The organism is Spirosoma daeguense (assembly GCF_054776875.1).
This window is the reverse complement of sequence record NZ_BAAHBF010000002.1, coordinates 1003685-1029061: the sequence shown is the minus strand read 5'-3', so window position 1 is coordinate 1029061 and position 25377 is coordinate 1003685. Positions and strand designations below refer to the sequence as shown.

The 25377-nt window shown below is 46.1% G+C and carries 18 protein-coding genes, 1 pseudogene and 1 CRISPR repeat array (1 of these 20 running past the window's edge); of the genes and pseudogenes, 9 read left to right on the top strand and 10 right to left on the bottom strand.

Annotated features, from left to right (window positions below):
* Positions 1-2: 2 nt before the first annotated feature.
* Positions 3-1094, bottom strand: a pseudogene (locus ACYVD4_RS09175) (NAD(P)/FAD-dependent oxidoreductase).
* Between the two features lie 250 nt (positions 1095-1344).
* On the opposite strand from ACYVD4_RS09175, the gene ACYVD4_RS09170 reads away from it, so the two are divergent.
* From ACYVD4_RS09170 to ACYVD4_RS09160, 3 genes are all read left to right on the top strand, one after another.
* Entirely contained in the window at positions 1345-2553 is a 1209-nt protein-coding gene (locus tag ACYVD4_RS09170) for a hypothetical protein (RefSeq protein WP_460944666.1), read from the top strand.
* Between the two features lie 85 nt (positions 2554-2638).
* The gene (gene gldC / locus ACYVD4_RS09165) at positions 2639-2989 is read left to right on the top strand and encodes a gliding motility protein GldC (protein ID WP_460944664.1); all 351 of its coding nucleotides are present in this window, start codon (positions 2639-2641) and stop codon (positions 2987-2989) included.
* Between the two features lie 176 nt (positions 2990-3165).
* Positions 3166-4353, top strand: coding sequence for a thioredoxin domain-containing protein (locus ACYVD4_RS09160; RefSeq protein ID WP_460944662.1), 1188 nt, complete (start codon positions 3166-3168; stop codon positions 4351-4353).
* A gap of 84 nt (positions 4354-4437) precedes the next feature.
* Here ACYVD4_RS09160 and ACYVD4_RS09155 read toward each other — a convergent pair whose 3' ends face one another.
* Entirely contained in the window at positions 4438-5034 is a 597-nt protein-coding gene (locus ACYVD4_RS09155; protein ID WP_460944660.1) for an NAD(P)H-dependent oxidoreductase, read from the bottom strand.
* A gap of 139 nt (positions 5035-5173) precedes the next feature.
* Between ACYVD4_RS09155 and ACYVD4_RS09150 the strand changes: the two genes are divergently transcribed.
* Positions 5174-5494: a hypothetical protein gene (locus ACYVD4_RS09150; RefSeq protein ID WP_460944658.1), complete on the top strand. Its 321-nt coding sequence runs from the start codon at positions 5174-5176 to the stop codon at positions 5492-5494.
* A gap of 19 nt (positions 5495-5513) precedes the next feature.
* Here ACYVD4_RS09150 and ACYVD4_RS09145 read toward each other — a convergent pair whose 3' ends face one another.
* Positions 5514-6644, bottom strand: coding sequence for a trans-sulfuration enzyme family protein (locus tag ACYVD4_RS09145; RefSeq protein ID WP_460944657.1), 1131 nt, complete (start codon positions 6642-6644; stop codon positions 5514-5516).
* Positions 6645-6781: 137 nt separating this feature from the next.
* Here ACYVD4_RS09145 and ACYVD4_RS09140 point away from each other — a divergent pair, with 137 nt between their 5' ends.
* Positions 6782-8428 (top strand): DUF1800 domain-containing protein, encoded by a 1647-nt coding sequence (locus tag ACYVD4_RS09140; RefSeq protein WP_460944655.1) that lies wholly within the window; start codon positions 6782-6784, stop codon positions 8426-8428.
* Between the two features lie 48 nt (positions 8429-8476).
* Here ACYVD4_RS09140 and ACYVD4_RS09135 read toward each other — a convergent pair whose 3' ends face one another.
* Positions 8477-9271: an SDR family NAD(P)-dependent oxidoreductase gene (locus tag ACYVD4_RS09135; protein WP_460944653.1), complete on the bottom strand. Its 795-nt coding sequence runs from the start codon at positions 9269-9271 to the stop codon at positions 8477-8479.
* A gap of 311 nt (positions 9272-9582) precedes the next feature.
* On the opposite strand from ACYVD4_RS09135, the gene ACYVD4_RS09130 reads away from it, so the two are divergent.
* The 4 genes from ACYVD4_RS09130 (at position 9583) to ACYVD4_RS09115 (ending at position 14742) form a co-directional block, all read left to right on the top strand.
* Positions 9583-11229, top strand: coding sequence for a DUF1800 domain-containing protein (locus tag ACYVD4_RS09130; RefSeq protein ID WP_460944651.1), 1647 nt, complete (start codon positions 9583-9585; stop codon positions 11227-11229).
* A gap of 84 nt (positions 11230-11313) precedes the next feature.
* The gene (locus tag ACYVD4_RS09125) at positions 11314-12822 is read left to right on the top strand and encodes a DUF1501 domain-containing protein (RefSeq protein ID WP_460944649.1); all 1509 of its coding nucleotides are present in this window, start codon (positions 11314-11316) and stop codon (positions 12820-12822) included.
* Between the two features lie 82 nt (positions 12823-12904).
* Positions 12905-13738, top strand: a complete 834-nt coding sequence (locus ACYVD4_RS09120) for a crotonase/enoyl-CoA hydratase family protein (RefSeq protein WP_460944647.1) — start codon at positions 12905-12907, stop codon at positions 13736-13738.
* A gap of 110 nt (positions 13739-13848) precedes the next feature.
* Complete coding sequence (locus ACYVD4_RS09115; protein ID WP_460944645.1) at positions 13849-14742, top strand: SDR family oxidoreductase; 894 nt, start codon at positions 13849-13851, stop codon at positions 14740-14742.
* Between the two features lie 118 nt (positions 14743-14860).
* Here the strand turns inward: ACYVD4_RS09115 and ACYVD4_RS09110 are convergent, their stop codons facing one another.
* From ACYVD4_RS09110 to ACYVD4_RS09085, 6 genes are all read right to left on the bottom strand, one after another.
* The gene (locus ACYVD4_RS09110) at positions 14861-16129 is read right to left on the bottom strand and encodes a sulfate adenylyltransferase subunit 1 (protein WP_460944644.1); all 1269 of its coding nucleotides are present in this window, start codon (positions 16127-16129) and stop codon (positions 14861-14863) included.
* Positions 16130-16206: 77 nt separating this feature from the next.
* Complete coding sequence (gene cysD / locus ACYVD4_RS09105) at positions 16207-17109, bottom strand: sulfate adenylyltransferase subunit CysD (protein ID WP_460944642.1); 903 nt, start codon at positions 17107-17109, stop codon at positions 16207-16209.
* A 78-nt stretch (positions 17110-17187) separates the two neighbouring features.
* The gene (locus ACYVD4_RS09100) at positions 17188-17904 is read right to left on the bottom strand and encodes a phosphoadenylyl-sulfate reductase (RefSeq protein ID WP_460944640.1); all 717 of its coding nucleotides are present in this window, start codon (positions 17902-17904) and stop codon (positions 17188-17190) included.
* A 5-nt stretch (positions 17905-17909) separates the two neighbouring features.
* Positions 17910-19016, bottom strand: a complete 1107-nt coding sequence (locus ACYVD4_RS09095; protein ID WP_460944638.1) for a Gfo/Idh/MocA family protein — start codon at positions 19014-19016, stop codon at positions 17910-17912.
* 286 nt (positions 19017-19302) lie between these two features.
* Positions 19303-20511, bottom strand: a complete 1209-nt coding sequence (locus tag ACYVD4_RS09090) for a trans-sulfuration enzyme family protein (protein WP_460944636.1) — start codon at positions 20509-20511, stop codon at positions 19303-19305.
* 80 nt (positions 20512-20591) lie between these two features.
* Positions 20592-21653, bottom strand: coding sequence for a sulfite exporter TauE/SafE family protein (locus ACYVD4_RS09085; protein ID WP_460944634.1), 1062 nt, complete (start codon positions 21651-21653; stop codon positions 20592-20594).
* 162 nt (positions 21654-21815) lie between these two features.
* Positions 21816-25377: a CRISPR direct-repeat array (repeat unit 30 nt; unit sequence ATTTCAATTCCACTACGGTACGATTAGAAG) (it continues 74 nt past the right edge of the window).

Sequence of the window (25377 nt, the reverse complement as noted above, 5' to 3'; positions counted from 1 at the left end):
TGCTATCGATTAAATCCAAAAATCGACGTATCGGTATTCTGTCGGCCACGTAGTAAATCGGTAATAATGTCGGCGGCAATCATACTGAACAAAATACCGTTTCCGCCAAAACCAAGCGCAAAGTACGTATTCGGATGCTCGGCAACACTGCCTATATAAGGTAGTCCATCTTTGGTTTCGGCGAACGTACCACACCATTCATAGTCAATCGTAAATGGTAGTTCGGGAAATAGTTTACAGACAAACTGTTCGAGCTGACGACTTTTGCTACGTAGCAGCTTATCCCGTTTTACCGCGTTCCGAAAAGGTTCGTCTTTGCCGCCAATTAGTACCCGTTTATCGTCGGTAGTACGTAGGTAAAGATAAGGGCGGGCACTTTCCCAGAGCAGCGCATTCTGATACCAGAGTGTATTTTGCGGAATCGGCTTGCTGACCAGCGCATACGTTGAGTTAAAATCGACTACCCGTTTTGAGAGGTAATTTTGTGATTCATAGCCGCAGGCAACCACTAATTTTTTAGTTCTTACTTTATAACCGTTATACCCGTTTTCCAATAGTAACGTAACGTTATATTGGTTATGCTGAATATCCGTAACTTCAACCGTATCGAAAACCCGCGCTCCCTTCTGAATACAGTGTTGAAACAGAAACAGTGCATGAGCTAGCCGATACGCATCAACCTGTGCACCATCGTGCGGAAAATGCTCCCGTAAATCCGATTTATCACACCAATCGACCTGAATACTGTGTTTTTTTCGCTGCTCAAACTCCCTTTTCAGCGGTTCTATATCGTCTTTTTTTGATGCGTAATACACGCTTTTACGTAGCGAAAAGTGGGTATCAATGGCAAGTGACTGGATAATAGCCTGAACTTTATAGATGGCCTCGATACAAAGTTTATAGCTCCGAACCGCTTGTTGTTCGCCGATCAAATCAATCAGCTCGGTAAGCATAGTATCGATTTCGTACTATAGCAGGGCAGTGCTCCCCGACGTACTACCCAAGCCAATGTGCCGCTTTTCGAGCACCACAACCGGAAAACCAGCTTCGGTTAGCGACCAGGCAAGCAAAGCACCTGTGATGCCTCCGCCCATAATTACGATTTCGCTGTCAATATCTTCGTGTAAAAAAGGATAGGCGTTTAGTACGCCATTTTTGTAAAACCAGAATGGTTGTCCGCTCAATAAATCTATGGTACGTGGCGTATGGTAGGAGGTCAGTAGCTATAACAGAAAGTGAAATGGGTGTTGTAGGCAGGTATTAGATTCTTAAATGCAACAATGTTGCATTTAAGAATCTGGAGTGCTTTATTTGCAACATTGTTGCATTTAAAGATGATTTTGCATGAACGCTACTTCGCCAAAACTATTCATTTCTTTTGTCTTGCTGCTTATTACAGCAAATGCCTGTAAACAACAAACGGACGTTATTCCTGATGAAAAAGAAGCTATTTATAGCCGACTGCTCGTGACGGATGCCGACGGGACAACCGTATCGCTGATCAATCCTGTAGATCGAAAAAGTCAGGAGTTTCAGGCTCGCTTTTCGGGTTCAAGTCTATACGCAACACGCAGTGGACGCTACGCTACGTTGGTGAACTACGCCAACAACTACGTTCAATTTTTCGATTCCAATATCGAAGCCCATAACGATCATGTACACGTGCTGGGACAGCCTAAATGGTCGTCGTTGGTTTCTGAAGCCCCCAAACCAACCCACGTCTTTTTCTGGAATTCGGGTGGAGATCGGGTTGCTATTTTTAACGATGGAGATGCTACGTTGGCGTTAACAACCGAGTATGACCTCAGTGCGCCGGGAGCTAAGCCAAAAATGGTGAAAGTAGACGTAGCGCATCACGGTGCCGTTGTGGCATTCAGTAATAATACGTTTGCCGTTACGCAGAAAGATGGAACCGTTAGTAGTACGTTGCCCGAACGGGTTAAAATTGTAGACGAAAATGGCAACGTACTCAAAACGTCCGTATTGGCAACCAAAGGTATTCATGGGGATGCCGGAAATGGCGAATTAGCTCTGTTTGGTCACCCGGAAGGAATTCTGGTGGTTGCGAAAGATGGAAGCCAACGGACAATCAAAAACCCGGAAAGCTTTGGTCAGAACTGGCTTTCGGCGGTATATTACTGCGAAGGAACAGGAACATTTTATGGCTATAATGCCAAAATCGGTGTCTATCGAATCGACGTAGTGAAAAACCAGATAATGCCAGTAGTGGCAGACGATAAGGTTTCTCTTTTTAAGTTTGATAAAGAAGGACAGCGGGTGTTTGCGTTGCTTACCGACGGTACGTTGCAGGCTTACGACGGAAAAACCGATCAATTACTGGGTAGTGCTAAGGTTGCGGAGGCTATTGATGCTGCGGCCACCGTTAAACCAGATATGACGGTTTCCCGCAAATTTGTCTATATATCACAGCCTGAGCAGCGCGAAATTCGGGTTATTCAGGCAAATTCACTTGCGCGTTCTGAGCCGTTAAAATTAAGTAGACGACCCGCAAAACTGGTACTTTTTGGCGCTCAACTTGACCAGGCCGACTAGACAAACGAGCGACTTCCTGACAAATTCCACAACACAACGCCAGATTATGCGTAATTTTAAGGGCCAATTGGCCCTTTTTTTACGAATGAAAAAGTCAGAGATCCATTTTTCGGTTGAGTTAGACAACCAGAATATTCCCGAAAAAATCTATTGGGAAGCTACAGACAATCCTAACGAAGGATTAAGCGATACGCGTGCCATCGCCATTGCGCTTTGGGATCATTTTCACAACAGTACGCTCAAAATTGACTTATGGACCAAGGATATGGAAGTGGTCGATATGAAGCGTTTCCTGATTGAAATGATGAGTGGTATTGCCGATACAGCCGTAAATGCTACGGGCGACCAGCGTATGGCTGATGACATCGAGAACACATGTCGGGTACTCAGTAAGCGGCTCGAAGAGGAAATTAAGCAGCAGGAAAAACAGCAGTAGTGGCGTAGTGAAATGAATAATGTAAAATGTATAATGATTGACAATTTTATCTCTGATAACTAGAGACTTAACGCCATTCTGCTTGCATTCTACATTATTCATTCTCCATTTTACATTATTCACTACATACTGGCCGTTAATTTGCTAGTTCCTGTTTACGAACGATTTTCTTATTCATGAAAAAGATTTTTCTGCTGCTTTTCGTAGCAAACATCGCTCTTGCTCAAAAGGGAGGAATTAATTTTCGGCAGATTCCCATCAGTGCCGTATTTCAGGAAGCAAAACGGGCCGGAAAACCAGTATTTATTGAGGTTTTTTCGCCGACTTGCCATGTTTGTGAGAGCTTTGTTCCTACGCTTCAGGATGCGCGGGTTGGGAAGTTCTATAATAGCAAGTTTGTGAGTACGAAACTGGATATTAACCAGCCTGCTACCCGCTCATTCCTCGAAACCCGCCATCTTTTTGTACCGTCGCTGCCGCTATTTCTGTATTTCGACCCGCAGCAGAATATGGTTCACTTTGCCATGAGCAACAACTCGACCGACGAGGTTATTCGGCACGGTACCAGCGCATTAGATCCACAGAGTCGTAGCCAGACCATGAAGTCGCGTTTTCAGCAGGGCGAACGATCGCCTAATTTTCTGATTGATTATGCGATGTTTGCCCGCGTAACCCGTGATACGGTGGCGAATATGGCTGCCATGAACGAATATGCGCGTCAACAATCGGCCGCGAACTTCGCGAATCAGACAAACTGGCTGGCTCTGCAAAAACTGGTTCTTGATTACGAAAATCCGATGTTTCAGTATATGCTTGGGCATCTTGATACGTATCGGAAATCGTATGGTGCACAGGAAACCCAGCAGGTGGCCGAAAATATTCTGATGTCGTCGTTATATAGTGGTCGGGGAGCACTGTTTCCGGCACCTAAAGTTCTGGAAATCAAGCAAGGTTTAACTAAAATCGGTATCGACCCGAAAATAGCCGCCAACCGAACGTTACTGCCCGAGGTGAATGCCTACTTCCGGGCAAAGCAAACAGCAAAAGCTACTGAACGTATGGATAATCAGGTGAATACGAATCAGTTGACGGCTCCTGAATATATCTACATATCGCGACTTTTCAACCGCAGTAGTCCCGACGTATCAGACGTACCAACGGTGGTAAAATGGGTCAATAAAGGATTGGCTCTGAAGCCCGCACCTAAAGAACAGGCCGATTTGTATTACGAACAGGCCGAAGCGTATCGTCGGGCAGGGAAAACCGCTGATGCACAGAAAGCAGCTCAAAAGTCGATGGAGATGGCACAGGCCAGCAAAATCGATACCCGCCGGAATGTGGAGCAGATGGCGAAACTGAAGTGATTTTAATGTACAATGCATAATGGAGAATCTATAATGATTTTAGGGTACATTCCTCATTATAGATTCTCCATTATGCATTGTACATTACTTCTCTACCAACGTAGCAACTTGCCAGCGTTGTGCTACGTTCAGGGTGTAATCGACAAAGGCACGGGCGGTACGTGCATATACTTCGTGGCCAATAAAATGCCCATTTTCGTCCAGATTGATAGCGGTTTCGTGCGACTCATACAACTTGGGCGATACAATCGAATAGCTGTTAGTGAAGCTAATAATCTTGTTTGTTACCGTTGTCATATCCAGTGCTGGCTGACGGCCACCACGACCGTTCGAAATGCCTACCATAGCGAATACCTTATTGTTGAACAGGTATTTAAAGGCAGGTCCGCCAAGCTGATGAATCGTGTTTGTGGCTTGCGGTGGTGCTGTCCAGTTGTATTCGGGTGAGGCAAAAATAACCAGATCGGCAGCGTTCCAGGTGCTGATAAGCTCCTGCTGAAATGGAGTAAGTTTATCGGCATGAAGGGTTCCCTGACCCACAAACGGTATATCGTACTGTTCAAAAGAAACAACTGAAACCTCATGCTGATCATCTTCGGTCAGTATGTGCCGGAGGTAATTCACGAAACGTAGTGAATTGCTATTTGGGCGCGATGAGGTAGAAATAAGCGCAATTTTCATCTTAGTAGGTCTATTCAATACGCTAACAAAACCCCGACCTTTTCGCTTTAGTTCGATGCAGGATTCGGGTGTTATTTGCAACGTTTCTGGTAAAAACAGAGTCTATTAAGTAGATTGTCTTTCAAACGATTGGGAGCTTATGAAATGTGCTACGTTATTTTTTTTGCTTCTGTCAGGTTGTGCTTATGCTCAGGCACCGTATTCGATTATTCGTCGGGATTCGTTACCCTCTGTTTTTCCGCCAGATGTGATGCCGAATGCCCGACCCAACAACGCCTTTTATCGGCACCCTTCCGACCCTAATAACGTACTGCGTGCTACGTTAGATAATATGCCGATCAAAGTGCCTGATACGTCGCTGACTTACAGTTCGTTACGTGACTTTTCTCCTCACCGCCGACAGCAAGTGCTGCCATTTCTGAAACCAATGCCCCGTATTTTGCCAAAGCGGTTTAAGTAATAGGCTCAAAATCAATTTGCTACGTTAAAAGCGAATCCAATGCTTGCTGAAGGTCGGCTAATAAATCGTCGGCATATTCAAGACCTACCGAAATACGTAGCAGATTCGGGGGAGAAGTTGAATTTGGACCTTCGGCACTAGCCCGGTGCTCAATCAGGCTTTCAACCCCCCCCAAGCTCGTTGCACGGGTGAAAAGGGTTAATTTTCCAATAAATCGTAACGCGTTCACAGCACCGCCTTTCACTCGAACAGAAAGCATCGCACCCGGCCCGATCATTTGCCGGTCAATAAGCTCACGTTCTGGATGATTGTTTAAGCCAGGATAATGTACCTGTTCTACTGCCGGATGATTGACTAGGAATTCGGCAAGCTGCTGTGCCGTAGCACTTTGTGCCCGAACACGAACGGCCAGTGTTTTGATACCCCGACTTACCAGCCAGCAATCGAAAGGAGACGGCACCGCTCCTGACAGCCCCTGAATTAGCCGAACCCGCTGGCTAAATTCGTCCTCTTTCTTAAAAATCAACGCTCCGCCTAACACATCGCTATGGCCACTTAGGTATTTTGTGGTCGAGTGCATTACTACGTCGCAACCATGTTCGAGCGGGCGTTGTAATACAGGAGTTGCCCATGTATTGTCGCATACACACAAAGCTCCAGATTCATGTGCCAACTCGCTGATTGCCTGCAAATCCTGAATCGTTAACCGGGGGTTAGAAGGTGTTTCGCACCAGATCAGGCGCGTATTTTCATGAATAGACGAGCGAACCGCTTCCAGATCGCTCAAATCTACACGCGTGTAGGTAAGTCCCCACGGATGAAAAACCTGTTCCAACAGGGCAGGGGTGCCAAAGTAAGCATCAGTCGAAAGTACTACGTGGTCGCCGGGACGTAGCGCCTGTAACAACGTCATGGTTGCAGCTTGCCCCGAACTAAAGGCCATACCAACGGCACCTCCTTCGAGCGCGGCTACAGCTTTTTCGAGCGCTTCCCGATTTGGGTTGTTGGTTCGAGTGTAAAGGTATCCGGCCGATAACTCATTGTTCTCGTTACGTGCAAATGTGGTTGACAGGTGAATTGGAGGAACCACAGCACCCGTAGCGGAATCGGGCTGATGTGTGGCTCGAAGGGCAAGCGTATCGAAGTGCATAGGTGTTTTTGTTGAATAAACGGCGCATTTTTTGCAGCCGAAGTTCAGGGTTTCTATCGGTTAATTTGCTATTAAAAGTCCGCAAATTGACCGGCAAGGGCTCTTTTCTCTTTAATTTTGACCGAAACAACCTGATAATGGCTTACTTAGATCCGTATACTTCTGTACTGACGGCCCAAACCGCAGCGCATCTGCTACGTCGTGCTACGTTCGGGCCAACCCAGGCTGAAATCACCAGTTTTACCGGGCTAACGGCTACTGTGGCTGTTCAGCAACTCATTAGCAACGCCAGTTATTCGCCACCTCCGCCAATCGATTTGGACAGTAACCAGCCTACGGGCGGGCAAACCTATATGGACAAGCCGTTCGACCACGGACGGAATTTCGAGCTAGGGCACTACCTCCGCTTATGGTGGCTGGGAATCATGGCATCGCAAACCACCCCGGTCAGTCTGCTCGACAAACTCACTTTATTCTGGCAAAACCACTTCGTTACCACCCGCGAAGGCGTAGGTGATTATCGATTTTTGTATCAATATCTGCTGCTGCTACGTAATGGCGCACTGGGGAATTTTCGGACGCTGGTTACCCAGATTACGAAAGATCCGGCCATGCTACGTTACCTCAACGGTAATGAAAATGAAGTTGGTAAACCCAACGAGAATTACGCCCGTGAGTTGCAGGAACTGTTTACTGTGGGTGTTACGGACTTCGCGGGGAACAAAAATTATACGGAAGATGATGTAAAAGAGGCTGCGCGCGTGCTGACGGGTTGGCAGTACACCAATTTTGAGGTACACGGTTCAACTAATTTTACGACGGTATTTGCGCTCGACAAGCACGATACCACCAACAAAACATTTTCGAGTCATTACAATGGTGCTACCATAACAGGACGTTCAATAGCTACCGCTGGCGATGATGAGTTGGCCGACTTAGTAACTATGTTGTTGAGTCATCCCCAATGTCCGCTATTTATCTGCCGAAAGCTGTATCGGTGGTATGTTAACCCGAACGTTGATCAGACCATTGAAGATAACGTAATTATTCCGCTGGCCAATTTCTTCGCCAGCCCGACCAATAACTTTGCCATCCAGCCAGTGATTGTCAAGTTGTTGACCAGCCAGATTTTCTTTAATGAATCGAATATTGGTTCGATGGTGAAAGCCCCCGTCGATCTGGCAGTGGGTTCGATGCGGATTTTTAATCAGCCGGTTCCGGCATTGGTAACGGACTATACGGCCTTTAAAAACTATACCGATTTTCTGTATTATCAGATGCAGGATATGCTCCAGCCTATCATGGATCAGCCATCGGTATTCGGTTATGAACCTTATTACCAGACTGGTTACTCCAAAATATGGATCAATACAACCACTATCGGTTACCGCTATCAATATACCGATGCTTATGTGCTACGTTGGCTCAACATCAAGCCGGGTTACCTGATGGGCATCGACGTAGTGGCCTGGGCTACACAATTGCAACGTGACGATTCGCCAACGGGTGATTTTTCAGACGTAGCGGTTACGCCTGCCATCACCTGTACAGATATCGTCAATACGTTTATCCAAAACCTGTTTGCTGTTGAGCTTTTCGCTTCGCAGGTCGATTTTCTGATCGATACCATCATGATGCAGGAGTTGCCCCGAACGTCGTGGAATTTTGAGTGGAATGCCTACCGCTCAGATACAACCAATACGGGTGCCCGCTATGCCGTGATGGTACGTATGCAGAACTTGATGAAATACGTGCTGCGTATGGCCGAATACCATATCTGTTAAACGGCCATACGTACTAAAAAGGTTGGGTTTAGGAAACGCATTATTACGTTAGAGGATTGACTTGATAAGCCCGCCTTCAACCCGAATCGAAGCACCGTTGGTTGCCGAAGCCAGCGAACTAACGTAATATGCTACCGTATCGGCTACCTCCTCAACCGAGGCAAAGCGCTGGAGCAGCGAAGTAGGACGCATATTTGTAAAGAAATCCTTCTCGACTTCATTGACCGACGTATTACCTGCTTTTGATAAATCTTCCAGAAATGTACCAACTCCTTTTGATTTGGTAGGGCCGGGCAAAATGGAGTTGACCGTTACGTCGGTTCCTTTGGTTAGTTGGGCCAATCCACGGCTAACGGCAAGCTGTGCGGTTTTTGTCATGCCGTAGTGAATCATTTCTTCGGGAATAAACACGGCCGACTCACTAGAAATAAAGATGATACGTCCCCAGTTCTTTGCCAGCATTTTAGGAAAAACGTGCCGCGATAACCGAATGCCGCTCATTACGTTGACTTCGAAAAGCCGAAACCAGTCGTTGTCAGGAATTTCGACAAAGGGTTTTGGCTCAAAAATGCCCGCATTATTAATCAGAATGTCGATGTCGGGCAATTGAGCCAGCAGGTTATCGACTTCTGCACTTTTAGAAAAGTCTGCAGGAATACCCGAAACCTTATACTCGGAATTTAAGGCTGCTAAATCAGCAACGGCTTGATTAACACTTTGCTCGGTGCGCCCATTGATTATCACCTGAGCACCTTCTTCCAGAAGTCGTTTCGCAATAGCATAGCCAATTCCGGCGGTAGAGCCACTAATAAACGCAATTTTATCTTTAATTTTTAAGTCCATAAACTTCTGCTGCTTTAATGAAATTACCCGTTTTAAGGATTGTTTACAACATCTAGCAACGATGAAGAACGGAGGTCAGTTCTTTTAAGATATAGTCAAATTTTTAATGAGTATTTGTACTTAATGATCATATTTTGCTGTTTTTTTTATTTATATTTATGATTATTAAAAATCGTAAACTTATTTTTAATTAAAAAGTTGTTAATGCTGGTTTAGTTACGATTTTTAGCTTAATTTTATTGATTAAACGGTACCTCCATTCCAAAATTGAAACACAGCTAATTGTTTTCTTTAACGTAACATACTGATTGATGCCATACCTGGATCAGTATACTCAACCTTTAACGGCCAAAACAGCTGCACACCTGTTGCGCCGTGCTACGTTTGGCCCCACTCAGGCCGAAATTACCAATTTTACGGGGCAAACAGCAGCTTCGGTCGTCCAGCAACTCATCAACAACGCCAATTATTCTCCTCCTCCGCCTATTGATTTAGATAGTACAAAATCAACAGCCGGACAAACGTATCTGGACAAACCATTTAACGGCGACCGAAATTTTGATTTCGGACATTATCTGCGCTATTGGTGGATGGGATTGATGACGTCGCAAACGGCACCGCCAAGCCTACTCGATAAACTTACGCTGTTCTGGCAAAACCATTTTGTTACAACGCGGGAAGTGGTCGATGACTATCGTTTTGTAAATCAGTATCTTCTATTGCTACGTAATGGTGCACTGGGGAATTTTCGGACGCTGGTTACCCAGATCAGCAAAAACCCGGCCATGCTACGTTACCTCAATGGGAATGAGAACGAAGTAGGCAAACCCAACGAGAACTACGCCCGCGAATTGCAGGAATTATTTACTGTGGGAGCCGTCGATTTTGCGGGTAACAAGAACTATACGGAAGATGATGTGAAGGCCGCTGCTCGTGTGTTAACGGGGTGGAAATACACCGGTTATTGGGTCAATGGTTCAACGTCATTTGGCACTACGTTTACGCTGTCTAAACATGACAAAACCAATAAGCAGTTTTCGAGTAACTATGGCAATTCCGTAGTAGTAGGACGTAACTCGACTACAGCAGGTGATGAGGAGTTGACCGATCTGGTGACCATGCTGTTGAATCACCCCCAGACTCCCCGTTTTATCTGTCGAAAGCTGTATCGATGGTACGTTAACCCGAACGTTGATCAGACCATAGAAGACAACGTCATTATTCCGCTGGCCGATTTTTTTGCCAGTTCCGGTAATAATTACGCAATTCAGCCAGTGATTGTGAAATTACTGACGAGTCAGATTTTCTTTGATGAATCGAATATTGGTGCGATTATTAAATCGCCGGCTGAGCTGGCAATAGGAGCCATGCGCTTTTTCAATCAGCCTGTTCCAGACATGAATACCAAATATGCTGCCTTTAAAGTATATTTCGATTTCATGTTCTGGCGTATGCGCGATCTGCAAATGGCGTTGATCGATCAGCCGTCGGTATTTGGCTATGAGCCTTATTATCAAACTGGATACTCCCGTATCTGGATGAATACAACGACCATTGCACTACGTAGTGATTATACCGATGCGTATATCTGGCGATGGCTACAGGTGGAACCCGGTTATAAAATGGGTATCGACGTAGTGGCCTGGATTACCACCGTGCAGCAGAGTTTATCAGCAACGAATGCATTTTCAGATGTTTCCGCTACAGCTTCTGTTTCCTGTACGGAAGTGCTGGCTGCGTTCAGTAAAAATCTCTATGCTACAGATCTGTTTCAGACGCAAAAAGATTTTCTGATCAATACCATTATGATGAGTGGCCTTCAGTGTTCATCCTGGGAATTTGAATGGAATCGTTACCGCACAACTCCTACCAATACGAATTATAAAAATGCGGTTCAGTATCGATTGCAGAATTTACTGAAATACATGCTCCGCATGGCCGAGTATCACCTTTGTTAGTCAGTAGTCAACTTGTCGATAGTCACGGATTTTAGACAGTTTTCACAATTGACTAACGACTGAAACTGGTATCCACTTTTTCGTATGAAACGTAGAGATTTTTTAGCGGCTGCGTCGGCCACTGTATTGCCGGTAATGCTGGAGGGTTTTGGGCTTAAGGCCATGTCGCGTCAGTCGGCGCTGGTGCAATCGCTGTTAGGAACGGCTGCTGCCGCCAGTGATCGCGTATTGGTAATTATTTACCTCAATGGCGGAAATGATGGCCTTAACACAGTAATTCCGCTTGATCAGTACTCATTGTATACTGGCTTACGTAGCAATATCGCTATTCCACAAGCTTCAGTTCTGGCATTGGAAGGCAACCCGGCAACGGGGCTTCATCCGGCAATGACGGGATTGCGAAATCTATATAACGAGGGAAAAGTATCGCTTATTCATTCCGTATCTTACCCCAATCCCGACCAGTCGCACTACCGGGCTACAGACATCTGGATGACGGGCGTAGATGCGAACCAGACGTCGGAATCTGGTTGGGCTGGTCGGTATCTGGAAAATCGATTTCCGGGTTATCCGGCGGGTTATCCGAACCCGCAGATGGAAGACCCACTTGCTATTCAGATTGGGTATTTGACTTCTACGGCTTTGTTGGGTAGTCAGCAATCAATGGGAATTGCCCTGAGTAACCCCGACAGCTTTTATCAATTGGTTGGATCGGGCGGGCAGACGTCGCCCGGCGATTTGCCCTGTTGTGAAGCGGGCGAGCTGATTTCGTATATTAGGCGGCAACAGGCACTTTCGGTAGGCTATGCGTCTGAAATAAAACTGGCTGCCGATGCAGGGAAAAATCTGGCTACGTATCCGGATGCTACGGCTAAAAACTCACTGGCCGATCAGCTTAAAATTGTAGCCCGGCTTATCGATGGCGGCCTCAAAACGAAAATTTACTTCGTGTCGCTGAGCGGTTTCGATACGCACTCAACACAGGTAGATAGTACTGATGTACGTATTGGTGCTCATGCTTCTTTGTTGGGTAAACTTTCGGATGCTATCGCTGTTTTTCAACAGGATTTGAAACTGATGGGAAAAGAAGATAGGGTGGTTGGAATGACGTTCTCCGAGTTTGGTCGTCGCGCCAATTCCAACAACTCGAAAGGGACTGACCATGGTATTGCTGCGCCAATGTTTGTGTTTGGGAGTAGTGTAAAACATCGTACAATCGGCCAGAATCCAGATTTGGCTACGCTGGTAGGGTCGGGAGCCAACAAAGATGTGCCCATGCAGATCGACTTTCGCCGGGTGTATACCGACGTATTGAACGACTGGTTTGGCGCCAATCGCAGTACAACCAATACGTTACTCTTCCGCGAATTTCCGACGGTTTCGTTGTTCTCCGATACGGTTGAGACAGTTGCATCAGGTAACTGGCAGGATCGAAACGTTTGGACCGTTGGTCGGGTACCGTTTGCGAATGAATACGTAAAAGTAAACGCAGGCCACACCTTAACGCTAGATCAGACGGTGATGGTGAAAAATATAAAGCTGGAAGGCAAAATCAAAGTCAATGGCCCTTACACAATTCGTATGGTGGGGTAATACAGTTGGTTAACTAGAATGGTTGCTTCGTATCCGGTTATTCTGCTACCTTTACGCTAAACCGTATGCAAGCATACCATTTATGGATCAGTCTTATCAGTCGCTGGAATTTGCTACACATCAGAACGTATTGACCGTTACGTTGCTGGGGCCGGGCAAAGGAAATGCCATGGGTCCCGAATTTTGGGATGAACTGCCCAAAGCCATGGACGAGATTAACCGGATGGCCGATGTGCGTTGTGTTATTTTCCGAGGTAGTGGCGATCATTTTAGTTACGGACTCAACGTAGCACAGATGATGCCTCGCCTGAGCAGCATGACCACTGGTACAGTACAGGCACAGAAACGTGTGGAATTAATGGCCCAAATCCGGCACATGCAATCCGGTTTTCAGAAAATGCATGAATCGCCCAAACCGATCATTGCCGCTATTCATGGCTGGTGCATTGGTGGGGGCGTAAACATGATTGCTGCTGCCGATATTCGGTTGTGTTCACGAGAGGCCCGGTTCAGTTTGCGCGAAGCTAAACTTGCTATTACACCAGATATTGGTGGACTTCAGTTTCTGCCCCAACTTATTGGTCAGGGTTTCACGCGGGAAATGGCATTTACCGGTGCCGATTACGATGCAGCATTCGCCGAACGTAGCGGGTTGGTAAACCATGTCTATGATACGCCGGAAGCTCTCTTTGCCGCTGCCGATACGTTGGCCCGTCAGATTGCCGACAATCCCGCATCGGCGGTGCAGGGAGCCAAACAAGTGCTAAATTACAGCCTGAACAAATCTATCGAAGATGGCTTGCAATACGTAGCGGTCTGGAACTCAAGCCAACTCCAATCCGACGATTTCTCCGAAGCGATACAGGCGATGCTTGAGAAACGTAATCCTGAATTCAACAAAAGAGCGAAAGCGTGAATGAACGGTCCGCCGTAGCGGTGAAAGAGCGAAAATAGCTACAGACTAATCGCTCTTTCACCGCTACGGCGGACCGTTCATTCATTCTTTCGCTCATTCATTCTTTCACTATGAACGCAACAGGAATGCTTCGCGAAGGAGCCATGCAGGGTAAAACCATTATTGTAACAGGAGGAGGGACTGGACTAGGTAAGTCTATAAGCCGATACCTGCTCGAATTGGGAGCTAATGTTACTATTTGCAGTCGAAGACAGGCCGTACTAGATGCTACTGCGAAGGAATTGATGGACGAAACAAAAGGGGAGGTACTAGCGGTTGCCTGCGATGTTCGTAACTCGCTGGAAATTGAGCAGGTGATTGCCCAAACCATCGAAAAATTTGGGAAAATAGACGGCTTGCTGAATAATTCGGCTGGCAACTTTATCAGCCCCACCGAACGATTATCGTACAAAGCGTTCGATACGATTGTCGACATTGTGCTACGTGGTACGTATTATTTCACGCTGGCTGTTGGTAAATATTGGATTGAGAACAAGATTCCAGGTACGGTGCTGAATATTTCCACTACGTATGCCACTACGGGTTCAGGCTACGTAGTGCCGTCGGCGGTGGCCAAAGGTGGAGCGTTAATTATGACGAAATCACTGGCCGCTGAATGGGGTAAATATGGTATTCGGCTCAATGCCATTGCACCTGGGCCATTTCCAACGAAAGGAGCCTGGGAGCGGTTATTTCCAGAACCACTAATAAAACTTATGGACCCCGTTAGCCGCATACCGCTCAAGCGGGTAGGCGAGCATGGCGAACTGGCGAATCTGGCAGCCTTTCTACTGTCTGATTATTCGGGTTTTATCACCGGCGAAACTATTACCATTGATGGGGGAGAAGTGCTGATGGCTGGCGAGTTTAATCATCTGGAAAACGTTAAGTCTGAACAATGGGATATTATTGAACGGACTATCAAACAGGCAAATCGGGCCAGTAAGAAAGAAGGTAGTGAATAAATCCGTGCTGCGTAGCAAGTAGCTAAAAAAGTCAAAGGTTGCAGTGCTTTCCTTCTTACAAGAGCGCTACAACCTTTGACTTTTGCTATTTATTTATCTTGCCTGAGTATCGACAATTTTAAGCTGCTTCGCCGACAAGCATCAGCGCACCAACTGTTACGTTCGACGTTTCATCGATCAGGATAGCTCCGCCCGTAGCGCGATTTTTCTGATATGGATCGAAGCTGATGGGCTGTGCAGTACGTAGTACCACTTTGGCCAGATCGTTCAGTTTCAGCCCATCAACATCTTGGGTTTCTTCATACGTATTGACATTTAGTTGGTAAGCAATTTCACGTACCGAACAACGTGTACGGAACGTACCAACCTGCAATATGTATTTATTACCAACCTTGAATTCTTTCGAATCCATCCAGCACAGCATAGCCTCTACGGTTTGGCTACTAACGGGCTGGTTATCGGAACGTACTATCAAATCTCCCCGGCTGATATCGACATCACTTGATAAGTGAAGTACTACTGACATTGGCGAAATGGCTTCGTCTAACTGTTTTTCGGCAATTTCTATAGCGTCGATTGTTGACGTTTCCCCAGAAGGAAAAACCGTAATCGCATCACCCTTGCGGAACTGACCGCTAGTAATTTTGCCTGCATAGCCCCGATAATCGTGAAGCTCAGCGGTTTGCGGACGAATAACGTATTGCACTGGAAAACGGGCTGGATGATGCGCTTCGGTCTGGCCGTTTATATCATCGTCAAGAGCAACCTGTTCGAGATGCTCCAGCAGCGTAGGGCCATCGTACCAAGGCATAGCAGTAGATTTATCTACTACGTTATCACCGTTGAGCGCGCTTAGTGGAATGTACGTAACCTGGTGTACATTGAGTTTCTTCGCCAGTTCGGCGTAGTGAATGCAGATATCTGAAAATACATCCTGCGAATTATTCACTAAGTCCATTTTATTGACGGCCACCACAATGTGTGGAATACCCAGCAACGATGCAATCAACGAATGCCGACGGGTCTGCTCCGCTACGCCGTGCCGTGCATCGACCAGAACCACAGCCAGTTGGCAGTTCGACGCGCCCGTGACCATGTTACGGGTATACTGAATATGCCCCGGCGCATCGACAATAATGAATTTACGTTTTGGGGTCTGAAAATAGCGATATGCTACGTCGATGGTAATACCCTGTTCGCGTTCGGAACGTAGTCCGTCGGTAAGCAGAGCCAGATCAATTTCGCCGTCGTCACGGCTTTTGCTGGCCCGCTCAATGGCTTCGAGCTGATCGGCCAGAATAGATTTGGAATCGTAAAGAAGCCGCCCGATGAGCGTGCTTTTGCCGTCGTCGACCGAACCGGCGGTTATAAAACGTAGTAAGTCCATTCTAATGAGTGAAAGAGTGAAAGAGCGAAAGAGTGATTAGCTACCTGCGCTCATTCACTCTTTCGCTCTTTCACTCATTAAAAATAGCCGCCTTTTTTGCGGTCTTCCATAGCGGCTTCGGAGAGCTGATCGTCCATACGGGTTTCGCCACGTTCGGAAATACGAGTTGCCTGAATCTCATCGATAACGGCATCGAGTGTATCCGCTTGTGATTCAGATGCTGCCGTGCAGGAAATATCGCCCACGGTACGGAAACGAACCCGGCGCGTAACGAGCTGATCGTCTGCTTCTGGTTTAATAACACCACCGGCTGTAGCCATTAGTTTACCATCACGAACCAACAATTCACGCTCATGAGCGAAGTAAATGCTGGGCAGTTCGATTTTTTCACGACGTATGTAATTCCATACATCAAGTTCAGTCCAGTTCGAAATGGGGAATATCCGTACGTTTTCGCCTTTGTGAATCCGACCGTTGTAGAGGTTCCAGAGTTCAGGACGCTGGCGTTTTGGGTCCCAGGAACCGAATTCGTCACGTACTGAAAAAACACGCTCTTTTGCCCGTGCTTTTTCTTCGTCCCGACGGGCACCACCAATACAGGCGTCGAATTCAAACTCCTCAATCGTGTCGAGTAACGTAAAGGTTTGCAGGCCGTTACGGGTTGCGTTACGTCCCGTTGGTTCTTTTAGATTCTTAGTCCGAATGGTATCTTCTACGTAGCGAACAATGAGTTTTTCTCCGATACGTTCGGCCAGATCATCGCGGTAATCAAGTGCTTCCTGAAAGTTATGGCCCGTATCGATATGAACCAGTGGAAACGGAAATTTTCCGGGCCGAAATGCTTTCAGTGCCAGGTGGACCAGTGTAATGGAATCTTTGCCGCCCGAAAACAACAGGGCAGGGCGCTCAAATTGTCCGGCAACCTCCCGCATAATATGGATGGCTTCGGATTCGAGCTGATCTAGATAATCGAGTTTCATCTTAAGGAGCGAAAGAGCGAATGAGCGAAAGAATGATAAGCGTAGAAATAACGCTCTTTCAGTCTTTCGCTCTTTCACTCATTTTACATGTAATCCACATTCTTTTTTGGAGTTGTCTTCCCACCACCACCGGCCAGCGCGAAAATCTTCGCCTTCCTGAATGGCGCGGGTGCAAGGCTGACAGCCGATGCTCACAAAGCCCCGGTCGTGAAGCGGGTTATACGGTACGTGATTGTCTTTAACGTACTGTTTTACCTGTTCAAAAGACCAGTCCATGATCGGGTGGAATTTGAAGAGATTGTGGGCATCGTCCCACTCAAGCTGTGTCATCGTCTGCCGATTGGCCGATTGTTCGGCACGAATTCCCGTTATCCAGACTTTGTTTCCAGCGAGTGCCCGATTTAATGGTTCGATTTTTCGGATAAAACAGCATTCTTTCCGATTCTCAATCGACTCATACATGCTGTATGGGCCTTTGTCGGTCAATAGTTTCTCAACAGCATCTGCTTTCGGAAAGTATGTTTCGATTTTTACCCCGTAGCGGTCGTTGGTTTTTTTCCAGACCGAATACGTCTCGGAAAACATCCGGCCTGTATCAAGCGTAAAGATTTTGATAGGAATGTTGTTCGACAGAATCAGGTCGGTAATTACCTGATCTTCATAGCCCAGGCTGGTCGAGAAAACGATTTCGCCGGGAAACAGATCGGCCAGTTTACGTAAGGCTTCTACATTACTTAAGCCACTTAACTGATTGGTCAGGCTTTCGAGCGTGTATGTGGTAGGTTCGGCAATCATACTATTTATTTTAGTAATACAGCCTTACCCGTCTTTGCCGACTGGCGGGCCGCATCCAGAATTTCTACGACGATTACGTTATTTTCTAATGACGTTAAATCGTCGGGTTTAGTTTCGCCACGTAGCAGTTTTGCATAATACGCAAACGGGTCAGAAGCAGGGGCTTCGGTCTGTGTTGCTTCGAGGGCGTGTTCTTCCTTTTCTTTGGTCAGTCGAACACGCATCTTGGAGCTATCGATGGTTTTTACATAACCTGTTTGCCCGTAGACTTCCATATCTTTCCGGCCAAATGGCCAATTCCACGACCCCTGAATGATGGCTTGTGCTTTGGGATAGGTCAGAATAATGGTCGCTTCGTCGTCAACTTTCGGGTAAATATCGGGCTTTATTTGCTGCGTAACAGCCAAAACAGAAGTAGGTCGCTGGTTGTGCATGAGCCAGGTCGACAGATTGGCGCCATAACAACCGAAATCAAACAACGCACCCGCTCCATTTTTAACCGGGTCGGTCAGCCATTCGAAAAACTGCGGACTTACGTTGATTTCCTTTGGTCCTTCATGACCATCGTGTACGACAATTTTCCGCAAATCGCCGATGGCTTTGTCTGAATGGGCAAGCGCGTAGGCCTTATGGGTACTACCGTACCAGGTTGTTTCGTAATTCGTCAGCAATTGAATCTTATGCTTTTTCGCCAGTGATTCCATTTGTTTGACGTCGGTAAACGTAGTGGCCAGCGGTTTTTCGACCATTACGTGAATACCACGTGGAGCGCAACCTTCTACCGTTTTTTTATGATCGGCAATTGGCCCGAAATCTGTAACGGCTTCTGGTTTGACTTTGTCGAGCATTTCGGTAAGCGTCGGATACACCAGACTCATCGGGAAGCCAAACCGCTTGGAAAGACGTTCGGCTACGTCACGATTGGCTTCGACAATGCCTACAATTTCGATATCTGTCTGATTTGCCTGTTTGAACCCTTTGTTCAGAATACCCCCAACATGATCATGCACCAGTCCTACTACGCCCACGCGAAGGGGTTTCTGCGCTGTCTGGCCATTTGCCACACAGGCAATCAGAAGACAGACTATGAGTGTAAATGTGCTACGTATCATCGTTTGTTAAGGGTAAGGAGAATTGAACGAATCCGTTTGGATGAGCTTGCTACAGTAGAATTTTTTGCTGTAGATCAGTTCGTTTTTCCATCGTTGCTCCATCAACTCGATTGATAAAAACGATCTTTCCGATAAATCGGTAAACGAATACTGTGGTTCGCTAAGTGCTACGTTAGCTTGCTCATCGATAGCCAGATTGAGCTACTTTAACCGTATAGTTGCTACGTTCGTCAGCTTCGATAAGCTGTCTTGCATGCGCAACCCAATTGGCAAAGCGCGTTATTGATCAGGCTACTTTCTCCTTAATCACTTCGGCCGACTTTTCTACTGCTTGTGTGAAATCTTCGATTAAATCCTCAACAGCTTCCAATCCTACCGAAATTCGAATCAGTCCGGGTGTGATGCCCAATGATGCTTTCTCCTCTGGTTTCAGTTTGGCGTGTGTAGTTGTATCTGGATTGGTTACTATGGTGCGAGAATCGCCAAGGTTTGATGAGAGGGTTGGTATAGTCAGGGCATCGTAAAAAGCTTTTACCCGCTCGAAACCGCCTTCCAGCTCAATCGTGACGATAGCACCGCCGGCAGCCATTTGTTTTGTGGCCAACTCATATTGCGGATGCGAGGGCAGAAATGGATATAGTACCCGTGCTACGTCGGCATGACCATCCAGAGCTTCGGCCAGTTGCAGCGCGTTGCGGCAATGGCGTTCCATGCGCAAATCCAGCGTTTCCAAACTTTTCGAGAGCACCCATGCATTGAACGGCGACAATGACGGACCCGTATGCCGGGCGAAGAAACGTATCGGCTGAATTAAATCGGCACGACCAACAACAATGCCACCCAGTACGCGCCCCTGGCCGTCCATGTATTTTGTAGCTGAATGAACCGATAAGTCAGCACCGTAATCAATCGGAGTTTGTAGGATCGGCGTAGCAAAGCAGTTGTCGACGTTGAGGATAAATCCGTATTTGGCTTTTAACCGACCAAGCATTTCGAGATCGACCAGTTCAAGGCCGGGGTTCGATGGTGTTTCCAGATACACCATGCGGGCGGCCGGCGTTCCGGCGTTGGGTTGTATAGCTGCTTCCCACTCGGCTTCGGTTGCCGTAGCATCAACGTAGGTGTGGGTAATTCCCCATTTACTCAAAATCTGGGTAATAATCTGATGGGCTGATCCAAACAAAGCCCGACAAGCCACTATGTGGTCGCCCGATTTCAACAAACCTGCCATACTGGCAAAAACCGCAGCCATTCCTGTTCCCGTTGCAATGCCATCTTCGGCATTTTCAAGCATACACACTTTCTCTACGAATTCTGATACGTTAGGATTCGAGAAACGTGAGTAAATATTTCCGGCTTCCGTTTCGTCGAACAGGGCTTTCCCCTGTTCAGCACTTTCAAAAGCAAAACTCGACGTAAGATAAAGAGGAACAGAATGTTCGCGATTCAGTGATTTAGCCGTCTGAATGCGAATAGCTTTGGTTTGTTTTTTCATAGACTTATTTTGACCGGATTTACAGGATGGACAGGATTCTTTTTTAAGATACACTAATCCTGTTCATCCTGTAAATCCGGTCAGAAAAACTTGATAATCTTCCGCAAACTTACGAGGATAATGACAATTCCGACCAGAATCATCATGGTTTTAACGGGGAGTTTCTGCGCTAATCGGGCAGCAATGGGGGCGGCAATCATTCCGCCAAGAATTAACCCCAGAATTACCAGCCCATAATTGTCGAGACCAGCGTATAGCGCGAACACAACTGAGGAAGCAAATGAGACAAAGAACTCGGCCAGATTTACCGAACCGATGGTATAGCGCGGATGCCGCCCCGATGCAATAAGTGTTGAGTTAACAATCGGCCCCCAGCCTCCCCCGCCGATGGCATCAACAAATCCGCCGAACCAGGCCAGTAAGCCAATCTTCCGGACGGGCTTTTTCTTACCTCCTTTTGTCAGTGCCTTACGTAGTATCAATACGCCCAGAATGGCTGTGTAGACAGAAATAATTGGATTTAAATAATCGGATACGACTTCTAAATCAGATAATTTGGTAATTACAAAAGCGCCGAGAGCTGCCCCGATAACACCCGGAATTAAGACAACTTTAAATAAGCGGCTGTTTACGTTTCCAAACTTCAGGTGCATATAGCCTGATACGCCCGAGGTAAAAATCTCGGAACTGTGAACGCTGGCGGTTGCAAAAACAGGGCTTATACCGACACTCGTCAGGAAAGTAGTGGCTGTAACACCATATGCCATGCCGAGTGCACCATCAATCATCTGTGCTACGAAACCAGCCCCGATGAAATAGAAAATTTCGGGGGTAATTTCAACCGTATTGGCCAGTAGTGTTAAGCGGTCAAGCGTGAAGTAGCTGAGAAGCAAATGCCCGACAATCATCAGAGCAAGGGCTGCAAAGACATAAATGGCGATTTCTGTTCGGGTTCGACGGCGCAGAATTGGCCGAACCGTCTGAATCTGAGCGGATGGGAATGCAGCTCGTAAGGCATCGGCCTGTCTGGCAGCATTATCGCCCTGAAGGCTAATTACCAAACCGTTAAGATCAAGTTCTGGTGCTGAAGCAGTTAACGTTGTCCGAACTGAATCGGCAGGAGATTCTACCTGTTCCTGCATAAGGTATAAAGCCTATAGAATTTATAGATTATTTTTCTTATGAAAAACGGCACAACGAAGTGCCGCTTGATCAGAATTATTTTCACAAAGGTACAGAAAGGTACTCAATATATGCAATACGTGGCGGTAACTTCTCAACTATTGGGTCAATGTGTACCCCTAAGTTCAATTCCACTACGGTACGATTAGAAGGATGCCAGAGATAGGCCGTTTGATGCTGGGTATTATAGATTTCAATTCCACTACGGTACGATTATAAGACACCAAGTCTACGAAAGCACGGAGCCTTTTGATACATTTCAATTCTACTACGGTACGATTAGAAGAGCGTATCGACGTAGGCTGAGGAACCGTTACCAGCATTTCAATTCCACTACGGTACGATTAGAAGCTCCGCCTTCAGGATGGTAAAATCGCAGGCTATATATTTCAATTCCACTACGGTACGATTAGAAGATACTTGGTAACAATAGCCGTAGAGCCTGAATCATTTCAATTCCACTACGGTACGATTAGAAGAGCGCATGTGCCGGGCCAATCAACGCCACATGCTAATTTCAATTCCACTACGGTACGATTAGAAGATAGTACCGTGACCGATGGGCCACTCTATCACATCAATTTCAATTCCACTACGGTACGATTAGAAGCACCCGCTTTTTTGTAGGTGCTACGCAGGTAATCGAATTTCAATTCCACTACGGTACGATTAGAAGTTACCTTGACATTAAAAACTTCACCCGTTGCTCGTATTTCAATTCCACTACGGTACGATTAGAAGACCAACGGTACCACGCGGTGTTTCCGTCGCTACCGAATTTCAATTCCACTACGGTACGATTAGAAGGCGTATCAAATCGCAAATGTCAGCACTACCTCAGCAAATTTCAATTCCACTACGGTACGATTAGAAGAGGGGCTGACAATACGAAGTTTAACGACTTTGGGTAATTTCAATTCCACTACGGTACGATTAGAAGAAAGTAGGTGTCAGACCCAAAAACAAAGGGATGAAATTTCAATTCCACTACGGTACGATTAGAAGGATTCACGTACTAACAGACTCATCGTCTCGATTATATTTCAATTCCACTACGGTACGATTAGAAGAATGGCTTTTACATTGGCGAGGTAAGTCGTATGCTATTTCAATTCCACTACGGTACGATTAGAAGTTTCTGTACTTGATCTCATCAAGCAGTATTTCGCCATTTCAATTCCACTACGGTACGATTAGAAGGAAAGTGCGGTTACGCAATTGGATGATAAGGCAAAATTTCAATTCCACTACGGTACGATTAGAAGTTTTCAATTATGAATCAAAGCACGTCGAGGATTTAATTTCAATTCCACTACGGTACGATTAGAAGCATCAGTACCGGATTGCGGTAGGGGGCGCAGAGTAATTTCAATTCCACTACGGTACGATTAGAAGTTTAACACGCTGGTCGCACAGCTAAGAAAGGTAAAATTTCAATTCCACTACGGTACGATTAGAAGGTAAGCCAAAAACCCGAACCGTCTAAATATTTCCCATTTCAATTCCACTACGGTACGATTAGAAGTCAGATCGGATCGGGGGTGCTGTTTGTAATCAGCCTATTTCAATTCCACTACGGTACGATTAGAAGATACGTGTGAGTTTAAGTCCGACGGCAGCGATACCTAATTTCAATTCCACTACGGTACGATTAGAAGATATTGGCATTTCAGCCAGTGGACCAACCTCTTCAAATTTCAATTCCACTACGGTACGATTAGAAGGATCCGAGTCGGCATGTGAGGGGTGCGGCTTGCGCATTTCAATTCCACTACGGTACGATTAGAAGTGCCCAGCGCGCCAAAATCCAGCACGTTGACCATCATTTCAATTCCACTACGGTACGATTAGAAGACCCAGTGCCGCCAAACCTGACGAGCGGTACAGTAATTTCAATTCCACTACGGTACGATTAGAAGGCGCCACCTGCTATACAAATCACTGCTTACAGTGATGATTTCAATTCCACTACGGTACGATTAGAAGTCGATAAGTTGTTTCTGCTTTTTGTTAGGCTCTTTATTTCAATTCCACTACGGTACGATTAGAAGCGCAGCTCAGGCAGGCGGAAACGCAGATAACAGGAATTTCAATTCCACTACGGTACGATTAGAAGGATTCAGCTTAACGTATTTACCAATACAGAATGTAATTTCAATTCCACTACGGTACGATTAGAAGGGCAGGGCGTTGTAACGCTCTTCATCCTGCTTTGCTATTTCAATTCCACTACGGTACGATTAGAAGCCAGATTGGCGACCCTTCGCAGTTTATGGCCTTTGATTTCAATTCCACTACGGTACGATTAGAAGTGTACTTAGTTGATACTTCTTGCATTGTCGTCTAGATTTCAATTCCACTACGGTACGATTAGAAGAAAGAAAGTTGAAGTTACGTTTCGGGGTAAAAAGTATTTCAATTCCACTACGGTACGATTAGAAGCGCCTTACAGGTGACGGCTCACCATTTCGCCATCCCATTTCAATTCCACTACGGTACGATTAGAAGCAAACTCGAAAAAATCATCAACTAAGCCATGCCAAAATTTCAATTCCACTACGGTACGATTAGAAGCACGCTGGAGTGGTACAATTCGAGTAATGCACTGGTATTTCAATTCCACTACGGTACGATTAGAAGACACCAGCCTATAAAGCAGTACTGGATTCGGCGCAATTTCAATTCCACTACGGTACGATTAGAAGCGTAACCTGACTGAACCCATCCAGATACACTGCTTCGATTTCAATTCCACTACGGTACGATTAGAAGGTAATACGTCGTAACCTGCAACCGTTCACTCTCGTATTTCAATTCCACTACGGTACGATTAGAAGTGCCAGTACTTAACATCCCTCAACTCCCCAAGGACATTTCAATTCCACTACGGTACGATTAGAAGGTTGGCGTAGTGCACACGGATTGCCTCGACGTACTCATTTCAATTCCACTACGGTACGATTAGAAGACCTTGTTGGCGGCTTCAATTGCGGCCTGATTCCAATTTCAATTCCACTACGGTACGATTAGAAGTAGGAAGTTCGTCTTCGTTGATAATGCCGTCCGTTTATTTCAATTCCACTACGGTACGATTAGAAGATGAGTTGTCTGGGTTGTACCAGGGAACCGGGCTTCATTTCAATTCCACTACGGTACGATTAGAAGCGTTACCCTGCACACTATACGCATTGCCATAAATATTTCAATTCCACTACGGTACGATTAGAAGTGCCGAACGTATGGAGGAAACCGGACGCGTTCAGAAATTTCAATTCCACTACGGTACGATTAGAAGTTTAAAATAGTCCAAAATTGCCACTAGCAAATCCTTATTTCAATTCCACTACGGTACGATTAGAAGTAAGCTCTCCAAATAATAACATTTGGTGCGTATAGCCATTTCAATTCCACTACGGTACGATTAGAAGGCCCACTTTCTGGCGCAGATCCTGCACGAGTCGATAATTTCAATTCCACTACGGTACGATTAGAAGGGCAAACATCAACTTATCGTCGATCAGTGTCATCTGATTTCAATTCCACTACGGTACGATTAGAAGATCGGCCGTTAATCATCTGTATTACGTCCGAATCGATTTCAATTCCACTACGGTACGATTAGAAGACCTTATCCCAGACAACCTGATCTTTTAGCTGAAAACATTTCAATTCCACTACGGTACG